This is a genomic window from Mycobacterium sp. SMC-2 (assembly GCF_025263485.1).
Taxonomy (GTDB): domain Bacteria; phylum Actinomycetota; class Actinomycetes; order Mycobacteriales; family Mycobacteriaceae; genus Mycobacterium.
On record NZ_CP079863.1, the window covers coordinates 374,047 to 390,783 of the forward strand.

1 protein-coding gene is annotated in these 16,737 nt (G+C 66.9%); it reads left to right on the forward strand.

What is annotated here, in order from left to right:
- Positions 1 to 6: 6 nt before the first annotated feature.
- A complete protein-coding gene (locus KXD96_RS01900) occupies positions 7 to 16,569 on the forward strand; it encodes a non-ribosomal peptide synthetase (RefSeq protein WP_260742605.1) in 16,563 nt (5,520 codons plus the stop codon).
- The last annotated feature ends 168 nt before the right edge of the window (positions 16,570 to 16,737 follow it).

Genomic DNA, 16,737 nt, shown 5'->3' on the forward strand with positions numbered 1-16,737 from the left:
GGTCGGATGGACCGTGATGGCCGGGCGCTTCCCCTCACGCCCGGGCAGCTGGACATATGGCTCGCGCAACAGACGGGTCGCTTCACTACGGAGTGGCAGCTAGGCCTTTTCGCGAAAATCGAGGGCCGGCTGCAGCGAGAGCCCTTCGAGTGGGCGATCCGCCGAGCGCTGCGGGAGGCAGATCCCGTCAGGGCCACGTTCTTCGAAGAGCAGGGCCAAGTTTTCCAAGCGACGATTGATGATCCGGAAATTGACCTCGTTTTCCACGACCTGAGCGGCTCGCATGATCCCCTGCATGAGGCCTACGAGATAGCGTCATCGATTCAGCAGACGCCGATGCCGCTCACCGGACCGCTGTTCAGGTTCGCGCTATTTCGCACACGGCATGACGAATTCTATTGGTTCACGTGCTGCCACCACATCGTCGTGGACGCATCGGGTATTGCGCTGATCGGCCACCGGATTGCCACTATCTACTCTGCCGTCGTCTCCGGCGCGCCCCTGCCGCCTCCATTCTTCGGCTCGCTCGAGGACTTGGTCAGGTGTGAGGCGGAGTATGAAGCATCAGCCGATTACCAACAGGATCACGCGTATTGGACGCAGAACCTGCCATCGGAAAGCGGATTCGATCATTGGTTGCCCCGCGAGGCGAGCGACCATGGCCCTTGCCGCTCCTCTGCGCCGGTTCTCCTGGACCGGGTGGTCGTCCGCCGAACACAAGAGTTGGCCCAGGCGCGGGACATGCCTCGTTCTTCGGTCATAACAGCGGCGTGCGCACTGCTGGTGCACGGCTGGTGCGCCCAAGGTTCCGAGGTGGTGCTCGACTTTCCGGTACGTAGGCGAGTAGATCCGCAAGCGAAGACCATTCCGGGGGTACTTTCGGGCGTCGTGCCGCTGGTGTTGACGGTCTCCCCGGGAGCCACCGTCGCCGAGTTCTGTGACCACGCCGAAAGCCGAATCCGGGAGGCTCTGCGCCACCAACGATTTCCGGTGCAAGCCCTGGAGCGCAAGACCCGCTTCCCCGGCCGGAGCCAGGGGGCGCAGAGAGTGAGCGTCAACTTTCTTCCGTCCGCATTCACCTTGGACTTCGGTGGCCTCGCCGCTTCGGCGTCGTTCACCAATTCCGGTCTGAGGGACGGCTTCGGGTTGTTCTTCTCTGCCGTCGGTGACGATCTTCTGTTCGGCACGGAGGGCGCCGGCCGACCATTTTCGGACCTCGATGTTGCAGACCTGGTAAAGCGGCTGCAAGACATCTTGGTGGCCATGACGGCCGATCCGGGGCGACGGCTCTCGTCGATCGATCCGTTCAGCACCGATCGGTACGACCGGCTCGACGAGTGGGGCAATCGAGCGGTGCTCACTCAGCCTGCTCCCCAATCGGTTTCGATTCCGGAGCTATTCGCCGCACAGGTAGGGCGTGCCCCCGACGCGGTGGCGGTGAGGTTCGCGGGCCGGTCGATGACCTATGGGGAGCTCGACGGGGCCGCTAATCGGCTGGCGCATCTGCTGACTGAACATGGTGCGGGCCCTGGAGCGTGTGTCGCATTGCTGTTCAGTCGTTCGGCTGAGGCCGTCATCGCGATGCTGGCGGTGCTCAAGACCGGTGCGGCCTATCTGCCGATCGATCCGATGCATCCCCGTTCCCGCATCGAGTTCATGCTGGGTGACGCTGCCCCGATTGCCGTCGTAACCACCGCGGGGCTGCGGTCGCGGCTGGACGGATGCGGCCGGGTGGTCATCGATATCACCGACCCTGCTGTCGACGCCCGCCCCAGCACGCCGATGCCGTTGCCGAGGCACGATGGCGTCGCGTACATCATCTACACTTCGGGCACCACGGGCGCGCCGAAAGGTGTTGCGGTCACGCATCACAACGTTACCCAGCTGCTGGTTTCGCTGAATTCGCACCTGCCGGGGCAAGTGTGGGCGCAGTGGCATTCCCTGGCCTTCGACGCATCTGTCGAAGAGATCTGGAGCGCGCTGTTGTTCGGCGGGCGGTTGGTGGTGGTGCCCGAGTCGGTCGCCGGCTCACCGGAAGGCCTGCAGACCCTGCTCGCCGCCGAACAGGTCAGCGTCCTGAGCCAAACCCCCTCGGCCGTTGCGGTGCTGCCCCCCGAGGGTTTGAAATCTGCGGCGCTATTGGTGGCCGGTGAGGCCTGCCCCGCCGAGATCGTCGATCGTTGGGCGCCGGGACGGGTGATGGTCAACGGTTACGGCCCCACCGAGACCACGGTGTGTGCGTCGAGGAGCGCGCCGCTGAACGCCGGAATGGGCGCACCACCGATCGGCGCGCCGGTTCCCGGAGCGGCGTTGTTTGTGCTCGACGGGTGGTTGCGTCCGGTGCCCGTCGATGTGGTCGGCGAGTTGTATATCGCCGGGCATGGTGTGGGCGTGGGATATTGGCGCCGGGCCGGGTTGAGCGCGTCGCGATTCGTGGCCTGCCCGTTCGGGTCGGCCGGCACGCGGATGTACCGCACCGGGGACTTCGTGCGCTGGCGCCGCGACGGGCAGCTTGATTACCTTGGGCGCGCGGACGATCAGGTCAAGCTCCGCGGCTACCGCATAGAACTCGGCGAGGTTCAGGCCGCCCTGGCCGAACTCGACGGCGTCGAGCGGGCCGCGGTGATCGTGCGCGAGGACCGCCCGGGCGACAAGCGTCTGATCGGCTACGTCACCGAAACCGTTGCCGGTGCCGTTGATCCCGCGGCTGTGCGGGCGGTGTTGGGCGAGCGGCTGCCCAGCTATATGGTGCCCGCGGCGCTCGTGGTGTTGCAGGTGTGGCCGTTGACGGTCAACGGCAAACTCGACACCCACGCCCTGCCGGCACCCGAATACAACGACGCCTACCGTTATCGCGCCCCCACCAGCCCCACTGAGGAGATCCTGACTGGCGTTTACGCACGAGTGCTCGGCGCCGAGCGGGTCGGGGTCGACGACTCGTTTTTCGACCTCGGCGGGGACTCGCTGTCGGCGATGCGCCTGGTCGCCGCGATCAACACGGCGATGGATGCCGGCCTCTCGTTACGCAGGCTGTTCGACGCGCCGACGGTGGCGCTGCTGGCGCCCCGGCTCAATGAACATGCAGCCAAGGTCGAGCCATTGGTGGCCGGCGAGCGTCCCGCCAGGGTTCCGTTGTCGTTCTCCCAGAGACGACTGTGGTTCCTCGAGCAATTGCAGAACGGCGTAACCACTTACAACATGCCGACAGCGTTTCGGATCAGCGGGCCACTGGACGTCGGGGCTCTTCGCGCGGCCCTCGACGATGTCGTTGTCCGCCACGAATCCTTACGCACCGTGTTCCCCGACCTCGACGGCGTGCCCTTCCAGCGGGTGCTGCCGCCCCGGAGCGGGATGTGGCAACGCGGGGATGCCGCGATAGTGCCGTTGGCGGACCACGATGTGGCCGGCGAGTTGCTGTCGCTGGCCGGGTATCGGTTCGATCTGGCGACAGACATCCCGATCCGTGCGCAGATCTACCGTGTCGGCCCAGAGGAGCACGTGGTGGGAATCGTGCTCCACCACATCGCCTTTGACGGCTTGTCACTGGCCCCGATGGTGCGGGATATCAGCTCGGCGTATCAGGCGCGGCGGCAGGGGCTTGCTCCGGATTGGGTTGAGCTGCCCGTGCAGTATACGGATTACACCTTGTGGCAGAGGGCCCAATTCGGCGATCTTGACGACCGCGATAGTCCGATCGCCGCGCAGCTGGCGTATTGGCAGGACGCGCTGGCGGGGATGCCCGAGCGCGTGGAGTTGCCGACGGATCGGCCATATCCACCGGTGGCCGATCAGCGTGGGGCCACTGTGGCGGTGAATTGGCCCCCGGAGTTACAGCAGCGGGTGCGCGCTGTGGCCCGTGACTGCAACGCGACCACTTTCATGGTGGTCCAGGCCGGATTAGCCGTGTTATTGTCGCGTCTTAGCTCGAGTTCGGATGTGGCGCTTGGTTTTCCGGTTTCCGGCCGAGATGATCCGGCGCTCGACGATTTGGTCGGGTTCTTCGTCAACACCCTGGTGCTACGGGTGGACTTGGCCGGCGACCCCACGGTGGCGGAGCTACTGACGCAGGTCCGCCTGAAGGGGCTCGCCGCTCTCGAGCATCGAGATGTGCCGTTTGAGGTGCTCGTCGAGCGGCTTAATCCGACACGGTCGCTGATCCATCATCCGCTTGTGCAGGTGATGTTGGCCTGGCAGAACCTGCCGGGAAGCGCCGCTGACCCCGGGGCGGGTTTGGCGTTGGGTGCCCTGGAGGTCACGCAGCTGCCGATCGCCACCCACACCGCCCGCGTCGATTTGACGTTCATTCTCGCCGAGCGGTTCACCGATTCCGGTGAGCCGGCGGGGCTTTCGGGAACGCTGGAGTTCCGCACCGACGTCTTCGAGCCGGGCACCGTCACCGCGCTGGTCGCGCGGTTCCAGCGGGTGCTGGCCGCGATGACCGCCGACCCACAGGCACGGTTGTCGTCGATCGATGTGCTCGACCCCGATGAGGCCGCGCGGCTTGATGTGCTGGGCCACCGCGCCGTGCTGACCCAGCCGGCGGAGGCGGCCTCGATCCCGGCGTTGTTCGCCGAGCAGGCGGCGCGCACCCCCGATGCGGTGGCGCTGCGCTGCGGGCAGCGCTCGTGGACCTACCGCGAACTCGACGACGCCTCAAACCGGTTGGCTCACCTGCTGGTCGACTACGGCGCCGGTCCGGGCGGGTGTGTGGCGCTGCTGCTCGCCCGTTCGGCCGATGCCATCGTCGCGATCGTGGCGGTGCTCAAGTCGGGGGCGGCCTACCTGCCGATCGACCCCGCGGTGCCCGACGAGCGGATTGCCTTCCTGCTCAACGACGCCGCACCGATCGTCGCGCTGACCACCACCGCGCTGCGCCCCCGCCTTGGCGAGCGCGACCTGGCCGTCCTCGAGATCGACGACTCCCGCATTGGCTCCCAGCCCAGCACCGGCCTACCCGCTCCGGCGCCCGAGGACGTCGCCCACATCATTTACACCTCCGGCACCACCGGGGCGCCCAAAGGTGTTGCGGTCACCCACCACAACGTCACCCGACTGTTCGACGCCCTGCAGGTGGGAATCAGGCCCGGGCCCGAGCAGGTGTGGACCCAATGCCACTCCTATGCTTTCGACTTCTCGGTGTGGGAGATCTGGGGCGCCCTGCTGTTCGGTGGGCGGCTGGTGGTGGTGCCCGACCCGGTGACGCGCTCCCCCGAAGACCTGCACGCGCTGCTGATCGCCGAACAGGTCACCGTGTTCAGCCAAACCCCTTCCGCGCTCACGGCGTTGTCCCCGCACGGGTTGGAGGCGGTGGCGCTGATGGCCGCCGGGGAGGCCTGCCCGCCCGAGGTGGTGGACCGGTGGGCCCCTGGGCGGGTGATGCTCAATGGGTACGGCCCCACCGAGACCACGGTCTATGCCGCCGTCAGCGCCCCGCTGACCCCCCACCACGCGATGGTTCCCATCGGCGCGCCGGTGCCCGGCGCGGCGTTGTTCGCCCTCGATCCCTGGTTGCACCCGGTGCCGCCCGGAGTCGTCGGCGAACTGTACGTGGCCGGCCGCGGCGTCGGAGTCGGCTATGTCAACCGGGCAGGGTTGACCGCGTCGCGGTTTGTGGCGTGCCCCTTCGGGCCGCCCGGGACACGGATGTATCGCAGCGGGGATCTAGTGCGCTGGCGACCCGACGGACAACTCGACTACCTTGGCCGCGCCGACCAGCAAGTCAAAATTCGCGGCTATCGCATCGAACTCGGAGAAATCCAGGCCGCGCTGGCCGAACTCGACGGGGTCGAGCACGCCGCGGTGATCATCCGCGAAGACCGTCCGGGCGACAAGCGGCTGGTCGGCTACATCACTGAAACAACCGTGGGGACAGTCGATCCCGCCCGAGTCCGCGCCGCACTGGCCGACCGGCTGCCGGGATTTATGGTGCCCGCGGCGATCGTCACGGTGGACGCGCTGCCCATCACGGTCAACGGCAAGCTCGATAGCTGCGCCCTGCCCGCACCCGACTACACCACCGAGGACTACCGCGCCCCCACCACCGTGGTCGAAGAGATCCTGGCCGGCATCTACGCCGAGGTCCTCGGTATCGAGCGGGTTGGCATCGACGACTCATTCTTCGACCTCGGCGGCGACAGCATTTTGGCGATGCAGGTGGCGGGCTGCGCCCGCGCGGCCGGGCTGAACTGTCGCCCCCGCGACATCTTCGTCGAACAAACCGTGGCCCGGCTGTCCCGCATCGCCGGCATCACCGACGGTTGCGACACGGTCATCGATAAGGGCACCGGGCCGATCACGCCCACCCCGATCATGCGCTGGTTGTTCGACGTCGACGGCCCGGTCGACCAGTTCAACCAGACCGTGGCGCTCCAAGCACCGGCCGGGGCCACCCCCACCGACGTGCTCGCCGTCCTGCAAGCTCTGATCGACCACCATCCCATGCTGCGGCTGCGAGTCGGCGACGACGGCGCCGAAGGCCGCGCGCTCACGGTGCCAGACATCGGGGTCATCGATGCCGGTGAGTGTCTGCGAACGGTCGACGTGCTGACCGATGAGGCGCTCGCCCAGGCCCGGTCGAGGCTCAACCCCGCCGCCGGAGCCATGATCAGCGCGCTGTGGCTGTCCACCACCGGTCGGCTGGTGCTGATCATCCACCACTTGGCCGTCGATGCGGTATCGTGGCGGATTCTGTTGCAAGACATCAACATCGCCTGGGCCCAGCACCGGCGTGGCCAACCCATCACCCTGTTGACCGGCGGAACCTCATACCAGCGCTGGGCCGCAATCCTCGAGCGATTCGCGCACACCCCGACGGTCAGCGAGCAGGCCGACACCTGGAAACACATCACCAGCGTCGCCGCCGCGCTGCCCGGACCCCAACCCGAGGACACCTACACCAGCGCGGGGCACCTGACGGTGTCGCTGGACACCGAGACCACCCGCCGACTGCTCATCGACGTTCCCGCGGCGTTTCACACGGGCATCCACGAAATCTTGCTGATCGCCTATGCGCTGGCCTGGACCGAATTCCTGCACGCCGGCGACGGCCTCCTCGGCATCGACGTCGAAGGCCACGGCCGCCATGACGACCTGGTCGACGATGTCGACCTGTCGCGCACGGTGGGCTGGTTCACGACCAAGTACCCCGTGGCACTGACCGTCGGCGGCGTGCCGTGGCAACAAGTGGCGACCGGTGGCGCAGGGCTCGGCCCAATTGTCAAGCGCCTCAAGGAACAACTGCGCGCGCTGCCCCATCCCGTGACCTATGGGCTGCTGCGCTACCTCAACACCGACTCCGATCTGACCGGACCCGACCCCACCATCGGATTCAACTACCTCGGACGCCTCGGCGGCGCGGCCACCACCGACGTCCCTGGCGACCGGTGGCGGGTCAGCGAGGACAGCCTGGCAATCGCCGGTGCTGCCACCACGGTGCCCATGGCGCTGTCCCACACCGCCGAACTCAACGCCGCCACCACCGACACCGACACCGGCCCCCGCCTCAGCGCCACCTGGACCTGGGCGCCGTCCGCCCTCGATGAGACCCAGATCGGTCAGCTCAGCCAGCTCTGGTTTGACGCCCTGTCCGGCCTTTGCGCCCACGTCCAACATGGCGGAGGCGGGCTGACACCGTCCGACATCGCACCCGCCCGACTCGCCCAACACCAAATCGACCAGCTGCAAGCGCGATACGACATCGCCGACATCTTGCCGCTCACCCCCCTCCAGGAGGGACTGCTCTTCCACGCCGGCACCGGTCACGATCTCGGTGACCTGTATGCGATGCAGATCGACATCACCATCGCCGGCCCGCTGGACCCGGACCGGCTGCACGGCGTCGTGCGGGCCGTCATCAAGCGCCACCCCAACCTGGCCGCTCGATTCTGCCGGCAATTCGACCAGCCGGTGCAGATCATTCCCGGTGATCCTGAAATATCTTGGCAGTACGTCCGATTCGACTTCAATGTCAGCGAGCAAGCCGGGTTACTCTGCGCGGCCGAGCGAGGCGCCGTCTGCGACCTCGCCAACGCTTCGACCTTCCGGGTGGCGTTGATCCGCACCGCCGAAGACCGGCACCGACTTGTGTTGACCTTCCACCACATCGTGCTCGACGGCTGGTCGCTACCGATCCTGCTGCAAGAGATCTTCGCCGGTTACCAGGGCCGGCACCTGCCGCCGGCCACCCCCTACCGCCGGTTCGTCACCTGGCTGGCCGAGCGAGACCTCGACGCCGCCAGGGCGGCCTGGCGCGAGACGCTGGCCGGCTTCGATACCCCCACCCTGGTCGCCCCACCCGCACGACTCAAGCCCGGTCCGAAGACCACCAGCGCGTTTGGGATATCCGAGCAGATCACGTTGGCTTTGAACGAGCTGGCTCGCTCAAAGCACACCACCGTCAACACCGTGCTGCAGGCCGCGTGGGCGCAACTGCTCATGGGCATGACAGGTCAGCGCGACGTCGTCTTCGGCACCGCCGTCTCGGGGCGGCCCGTCGAACTGGCGGGCGCCGACACCATGGTCGGGCTGCTGATCAACACCGTGCCGGTGCGGGCCGCCATCACACCGGCCACGACCACCGCTGACCTACTTGAGCAACTTCACGACAGGCACAACCACACCCTCGACCATCAACACTTGGCGCTCAACGAGATTCACCATACGACAGGTTGCGACCAACTGTTCGACACCCTGTTCGTCTACGAGAACTACCCTATCGGCGCCACCACGTTGACGGGCGCGGGTGGGCTGGTCATCACAGAGTTCACCGGTCAAGAGGCCAATCATTACCCGCTGACCATGCAGGCCACACCCGGCTCCGAACTTTCCTTCCGTATCGAGTACGACACCCACGTGTTCGATGCCGAAAGCATTGGCGCGCTGATCAATCGGCTGCGGCGGATCATCGCGACGATGATTGCCGATCCACAGCTCCCATTGTCGGCGATCGATGTGCTCGACGCCGATGAGCGCACCCGCATCGACCGCATGGGCAACCGTGCGATTCTGACCGCGCCCGCAGCGGCGCCGGTGTCGATCCCGGAACTGTTCGCCGGCAACGTGACCCGCTCGCCGCAGGCGGTGGCCATCAGTGACGCGGGCCGGTCGTTGACCTATCGCGACCTCGACGAGGCGTCGAATCATCTGGCGCATGCGCTATCCGGCCGCGGCGCTGGCGCAGGTGCGTGTGTGGTGCTGCTCCTGGAGCGCTCCGCCGAAGCTGTCATCGCCATGCTCGCCGTGCTCAAGGCCGGGGCGGCCTACCTGGCGATCGATCCGGCGCTGCCGGACGAACGGATCCGATTCATGTTGAGCGACGCCGCGCCGATCGTCGCGGTCACCACCACCGCCCTGCGCCCGCGGCTGGCCGGATGTGCCCTGGCCGTAGTCGATATCACAGACGACCGCATGACCGCTCAGCCCCGCTCCACGCTTCCGACGCCCGCAGCAGAAGATATCGCCTACCTCATCTACACATCGGGCACCACGGGCGTGCCCAAAGGGGTCGCGATCACCCATCGCAACCTGGCCCATTTGGTGGAGTCAGCGTCGGCGCACCTACCCGCAGACCAGGTGTGGACGCAATGTCACTCCTATGCGTTCGACTTCTCCGTCTGGGAGATCTGGGCCGCGCTGCTCGGCGGGGGGCGCCTGGTCGTGGTGCCCGGGCAGGTGACGAAATCACCGAAAGACTTCCACGCCCTGCTCGTCAGGGAACGGGTCACGGTGCTCACCCAGACGCCGTCGGCGGCCGCCGCGCTCTCCCCGCGGGGCCTGGAGTCGGTGGCTCTGCTGCTCGGCGGCGAGGCCTGCCCGCCCGAGCTGTTGGACCGGTGGGCCCACGGGCGGGTGGTCATCAACGCCTACGGCCCAACCGAAACCACCGTCTACGCAACGCTCACCGCCCCCCTCGCGGCGGGTTCAGGGACGGTCCCCATCGGGGCGCCGGTGTCCACGGCGGCATTGTTCGTCCTCGACGAGTGGCTACGCCCGGTGCCGCCCGGGGTGGTCGGCGAACTCTATGTGGCCGGACGCGGCGTCGGTGTCGGATATATCGGCCGGCCCGGGCTGACCGCCGCGCGGTTTGTGCCCTGCCCCTACGGTGGACCCGGCGCGCGGATGTACCGTACCGGGGATCTGGTGCGCTGGGGCCGCGACGGGCAACTGCGATACCTGGGTCGCGCCGACGAACAGGTCAAAATCCGCGGTTACCGAATCGAACTCGGCGAGATCCAGGCCGCGCTGGCCGAGCTCGACGGCGTCGAACAGGCCGCGGTCATCGCACGCGAAGACCGCCCCGGCGACAAACGCCTCGTCGGGTATATCGTGGAAACCACCGCCGGCACAGTAGATCCCGCTGCGGCGCACGCCAGGCTGGCCGAGCGGCTACCCGGTCATATGGTTCCGCCGGCGATCGTGGTGTTGCCGGCGCTGCCGCTGACGGTCAACGGCAAACTCGACACCCGCGCGCTACCCGTCCCCGACTACACCCCCGAGCATTACCGAGCTCCGGCCACTCCTGCTGAGGAAATTTTGGCCGACATCTATGCCCGGGTGCTAGGTGTCGAACCGGTCGGGGTCGATGACTCATTCTTCGACCTGGGCGGGGACTCGTTGTCGGCGATGCGGCTGATTGCCGCGATCAACACGGGGCTGGACGCAGACCTGGCTGTGCACACGTTGTTCGACGCGCCCACGATTGCGCAGCTGGCGCCCTGCCTCGACGGCGCGGCCGAACGTCGTGAGCCGTTGGTGGCCTGCCGGCGCCCGGCGGTGATCCCGCTCTCCTTCACCCAGAACCGGCTGTGGGTTCTCGACCAGTTGCAGGGGCCGTCAGCGGTCTACAACATTCCGGTGGCACTCGAGCTGCGCGGCATGCTCGACGCCGAAGCGCTCAGCGCATCGCTGGCCGACGTGGTGGCCCGGCACGAAAGCCTGCGCACGATGTTTCCGGCACCCGACGGGGTACCACAGCAGCTCGTCATTGCCGCGGACCGAGCGGATTTCGGCTGGGACGTCATCGACGCCAGCGGATGGCCGTCAGCTCGACTCGACGAGGCGATCGACGAGGCGGCGCATCATCCCTTTGTTCTGGAAACCGAAATTCCGCTGCGGGCGAAGCTTTTCCGGGTCGCCGATGAGTATCACGTACTGGTGTGCGTGGTACACCACATCGCCTTTGATGGCTGGTCAATGGCCCCGATGATCCGTGATATCGCCGAGGCCTATGCGAGCCGATGCGACGGACGAGCCACGGATTGGCCCGAATTGCCACTGCAATACCCGGATTACACGCTGTGGCAGCGGGCGCAGTTCGGCGCTCTCGACGACGCCCACAGCCGGATCGCCGCCCAGCTGAAGTATTGGGAAGATGCCCTGGCCGACCTCCCCGAACGCTTGGATTTACCGACGGATCGGCCGTATCCCTCGCTGGCTGATCAGCGTGGCGCCAGAGTGACCGTAGACTGGCCGGCCGAGTTGCAGCGACGCATACGCGAGGTGGCACGCGACTTCAACGCGACGAGTTTCATGGTGGTCCAGACTGCCTTGGCGGTGCTGCTGTCGCGGCTCAGCGCCAGTTCCGATGTGGCGGTGGGATTCCCGATCGCCGGACGGGGTTACCAGGCGCTCGATGACCTGGTGGGTTTCTTCGTCAACACCTTGGTCCTGCGGGTCGACGTCGGCGGGGACCCAACCGCCGCCGAGTTGCTGGCCCAAGTCCGTCGGCGCAGCCTGCTCGCCTTCGAGCATCAAGACGTACCGTTCGAGGTGCTCGTCGAGCGGCTCAACCCCACCCGGTCGCTGAGCCATCATCCACTGGTTCAGGTGGCATTGGCGTGGCAGAACCTGCCGGGGCAACCCAGCGAGGCTGCCGGGCCGGTGTTAGGTGATTTGCAGGTTACCGAATTGCCGATCGGCACCCACACCGCCCGCATGGACCTGACCTTTTCTCTGTCCGAACACTGGACCGACGCCAATGCGCCCGATGGCATTCGGGGTGCGGTCGAATTCCGCACCGACGTATTCGACCCCGGCACCGTCACCACGATTGTCGAGCGGTTACAGCGGGTTCTGGCGGCGATGACCACCGATCCGCAGGCCCGGTTGTCGTCGATCGATGTGTTGGACGCCGAAGAGCACGCCCGCTTGGACAAGGCGTCTAACCGGGCGATTCTCACCCGGCCGGCGCCCGAGCCGGTCTCGATACCGGCGCTGTTTGCCAGCCAGGTGAGGCGTACCCCTGAGGCGACCGCGATCCGCGATGGGGTGCGCTCCTGGACATACCGCGAACTGGACGCGGCGTCGAACCGATTGGCGCACTTCCTGAGTCGGTATGGCGCAGGACCGGGTGACTACGTGGCGCTGCTGTTCTCTCGCTCGGCCGAGGCCATCGTCGCGATCTTATCAGTGCTCAAGACCGGTGCAGCTTATCTGCCGATCGACCCGGCGCTGCCGGCGACCCGGATCGAATTCATGCTCGCCGATGCCGCGCCGATCGCTGCGATCACCACCACCGACCTGCGGTCGCGGCTGGACGGGCACCAGTTAACCGTCCTCGACGTGAGCGACGTCGCCGTGGACGCCCACCCCCACACACCACTGCCCGCGCCGGCCCCCGGCGACATCGCGTACCTCATCTACACCTCCGGCACCACCGGTGTGCCGAAAGGTGTTGCCATCACTCACCACAACGTCACACAGCTGCTGGAGTCGCTGGATGCCGGCCTGCCGCCAACGGGCGTGTGGCCGCAGTGCCATTCCTTGGCCTTCGACGTCTCGGTGTGGGAGATTTTCGGTGCCCTCTTGCGCGGTGGGCGGGTGGTCGTGGTGAACGAAGACGTGGCAACGTCACCGGCCGACTTCCACGACGCGCTGGTCACCGAGCAAGTCGATGTGCTCACGCAGACGCCGTCGGCGATGGGAGTGCTGTCACCCGAGGGCTTGGAATCGGCGGCGCTGGTGGTGGTCGGTGAGGCATGCGCCCCCGAAGTGGTCGATCAATGGGCGCCCGGGCGAGTGATGATCAATGCCTACGGCCCGACAGAGACGACGATGTGCGTCGCGATCAGTGCGCCACTGACCGCCGGGGCCGGGACCCTGCCCATCGGTGCGCCGGTGCCCGGGGCGGCGTTGTTCGTCCTCGACTCGTCGCTGGTTCAGGTACCGCCGGGGGTAGTCGGTGAGTTGTACGTCGCGGGCCGCGGTGTCGGCGTCGGTTATCTGCGCCGGGCGGGGCTGACCGCCGCACGATTCGTAGCCTGCCCGTTCGGCGGCCCCGGGGCGCGCATGTATCGCACCGGGGATCTGGTGCGCTGGGGCCCCGACGGGCAACTTGTCTACCTTGGGCGCGCCGACGAACAGGTCAAGATCCGCGGTTACCGGGTCGAACTCAGCGAAATCCAGATGGCGCTGGCCGCGCTCGACGGCGTCGACCACGCCGCCGTCATCGCCCGCGAGGACCGTCCCGGCGACAAACGGCTGGTCGGTTACATCACCGGCACCGCGGACCCGGTCGCCGCCCGCACCGCCTTGGCTGAACGGCTGCCCGATTACATGGTGCCCGCTGCCGTTGTCGCATTGGACGCGCTTCCCCTGACCGCCAACAAGAAACTCGACACCCGCGCCCTTCCGGCCCCCGACTACTCCAATGCCGATCACTACCGCGCCCCGACCGACGCCGTCGAGGAGATCCTCGCCGGCATCTACGCCCAAGTCCTGGGACTCGAGCGCGTAGGAGTGGACGACTCCTTCTTCGACCTTGGCGGCGACAGCATCTCGTCGATGCAAGTGGTCGCCCGCGCACGCGCGGCCGGACTCGTGTGCCGCCCGCGCGACATCTTCCTCGAACAGACCGTTGCCCGACTGGCCCGCGTCGCCCACGTCACCGAGGGCCGCGACGCTGCCGTGGATGACGGCGCCGGGCCCGTGCCGGCCACCCCGATCATGCACTGGCTGCACGACATCGGCGGCCCCATCGATCAGTTCAACCAAACCATGGTGATACAGGCGCCCCCCGGGGTCGCCCAAGCCGACGTCGTGGTGGTCCTGCAAGCGCTGCTGGACCGCCACGCCATGCTGCGGCTGCACATCGCCGATGGCGACACCGGCGAGTGGACTCTGACCGCGCCCGCGGCCGGGGCGGTGGATGCCGGCGGGTGCCTGCACACCGTCGATGTGTTGACCGAGGCCGCGGTGGCGGAGGCCCGGTCGCGGCTGAACCCCGCCGGCGGGGTGATGCTCAGCGCGTTATGGGTGACCGACACCCGCCAGCTGGTGCTGATCATCCACCATCTTGCCGTCGATGCAGTGTCCTGGCGAATCCTGTTGGAAGACATCAATATCGCGTGGTCGCAACATGCCAGCGGCCAGCCGGTCGCGTTGCCCGCGGGCGGGACTTCATTCCGGCGGTGGGCATCGCTGCTCGCCGGGCACGCTCACCGGCCCGCGGTGGTGGACCAGGCCCACAATTGGCAGCAGGTGGCGGCGGCTCAGACCACCCTGACCCCACCGAGGCCCGAGACCGACACCTACGCCACCGCGGGGCATCTCGCGGTCTCGCTGAACACCGAGACCACCCGCCTACTGCTCGATGAGGTTCCCGCGGCCTTCCGCGCCGGCATCCAGGACATCCTGTTAATCGCCCTGGGGTTGGCGTGGGCCGAGTTTTCGGGCTCGAGGGTCGGCGAGGCTATCGGGATCGACGTCGAGGGCCACGGCCGGTACGAGGACCTGGCCCCTGATATCAACCTGTCCCGCACCGTGGGCTGGTTCACCACCAAGTACCCGGTGTCGCTGGCAGTCGCTGGGCTGCATTGGGCCCAGCTGACGGCCGGTGACGCCGCGGTGGGCCCAATCGTCAAGCGCGCCAAGGAACAACTGCGTGCCCTGCCCGACGGCATAACCTACGGTCTGCTGCGCTACCTCAACGCGGACGTTGCGCTCCCCGAGTCGGATCCGAGGATCGGGTTCAACTACTTCGGGCGGCTGACCGCGGCCGAGACGTCGGGCGATCTGTGGCGGATCAGCCAAGACGGTTTGACGATCTCCACCTCCGCCGCGGCGGTGCCCATACCACTGGCGCACACACTGGAACTCAACGCCAGCACCGTCGACACGGCCGCGGGCCCTCGCCTGCACGCCGACTGGGCCTGGGCGCCTTCGGCGCTCGATCACGTCCAGGTCGCGCGGCTCAGCCAGCTGTGGTTCGACGCGCTGGCCGGCATCTGTGCCCACGTCCAACGCGGTGGCGGCGGCCTGACACCCTCCGACATCTCCCCTGCCCACCTCACCCAAAGGCAGATCGACGAACTGCAGCAGCATTACCGGATCGCCGACATCCTGCCGCTCACCCCTCTCCAACAGGGATTGCTGTTCCATTCCGCCAGGCAGAACAGCGACAACGACCTGTACTCAATGCAACTCGACTTCACCGTCGTCGGCCCGCTCCACCCCGATCGCCTGCACGATGCCGTGGACGCCGTCATCGCCCGGCACCCCCAACTGGCGGCGCACTTCTGCAGTCAATTCGACCAGCCGGTGCAAGTCATCCCTGCTGATCCCCAAACACCCTGGCAATACTTCGAATTCGACACCGATGTCGATGAGCAGGTGCGACGGGTATGCGCCGCCGAGCGCGCCACGGTCTGCGACCTCAGGGGCTCGCCGGCTTTTCGGGCCGCTCTGATCCGCACCGCACCGGAACGGTATCGGGTCGTCCTGACAAATCACCACATCGTGCTCGACGGCTGGTCATTGCCGATCCTGCTGCAAGAGATCTTTGCCAGTTACTACGGCCAGCGGCTGCCGGCGGCCGGGTCGTATCGTCGGTTCGTCACCTGGCTCGCCGGGCGAGACCTGTCGGCCGCCCAGGCGGCCTGGCGTGACGTGCTGACCGGATTCGACATTCCCACACTGGTCGGACCGCCGGACGGGTCAAAGCTGGGACCGCGAGGCGTTGCCTCGTCTCGGGTGCCCGAGGACATCACCCAGGCCGTCAACGAGCTGGCCAGGTCCTGTCGCACCACCGTCAACACGGTGCTTCAGGGTGCCTGGGCGCAGGTGTTGATGTCGATGACCGGCCGACGTGACGTCGTCTTCGGCGCCGCGGTCTCGGGACGACCCGCCGAGCTGGCCGATGCGGAATCCATTGTGGGACTGATGATCAATACGGTCCCAGTGCGGGCCACCGTCACACCGACTACCACAATCGCCGACCTCCTCGACCAACTCCAGACTGCCCACAACCACACCCTCGACCATCAACATCTGGCGCTCAACGAAATCCACCGCATCACCGGGCACGACCAACTCTTTGACACGTTGTTTGTGTTTGAGAACTACCCGATCGACACCACCGCACTGTTGAGCAACAACGGATTGGCCATCACTGACTTCACCGGCACCGAATCCAGCCATTACCCGCTGACGATGCAGGCCCGGTCCGACCGCGAATTGATCCTTCGCGTCGAATACGACAGCCATGTCTTCGACGCGGCCAGCATCGAGGCATTGATCGAGCGCTTCCAGCGGGCGTTGGTGGCCATGACCACGGATCTGGGGGATCGATCGTGACCACCAACCCAACACGGCGGCTGTTGTCCATCGATCTTCTCAACGATTCCGAGCACGCAAACCTGAATGAGTGGGGCAACCGCGCGATACTGGCCAGGCCCGCGGCGCCCGTGTCGATCCCGGCGCTCTTTTCCGCCCAGGTAAAGCGCGCCCCCGAGGCGCTGGCGG

Coding starts and splice junctions, on each gene's coding strand:
- KXD96_RS01900 (WP_260742605.1), top strand. CDS start 7: ATGGACCGTGATGGCCGGGCGCTTCCCCTCACGCCCGGGCAGCTGGAC.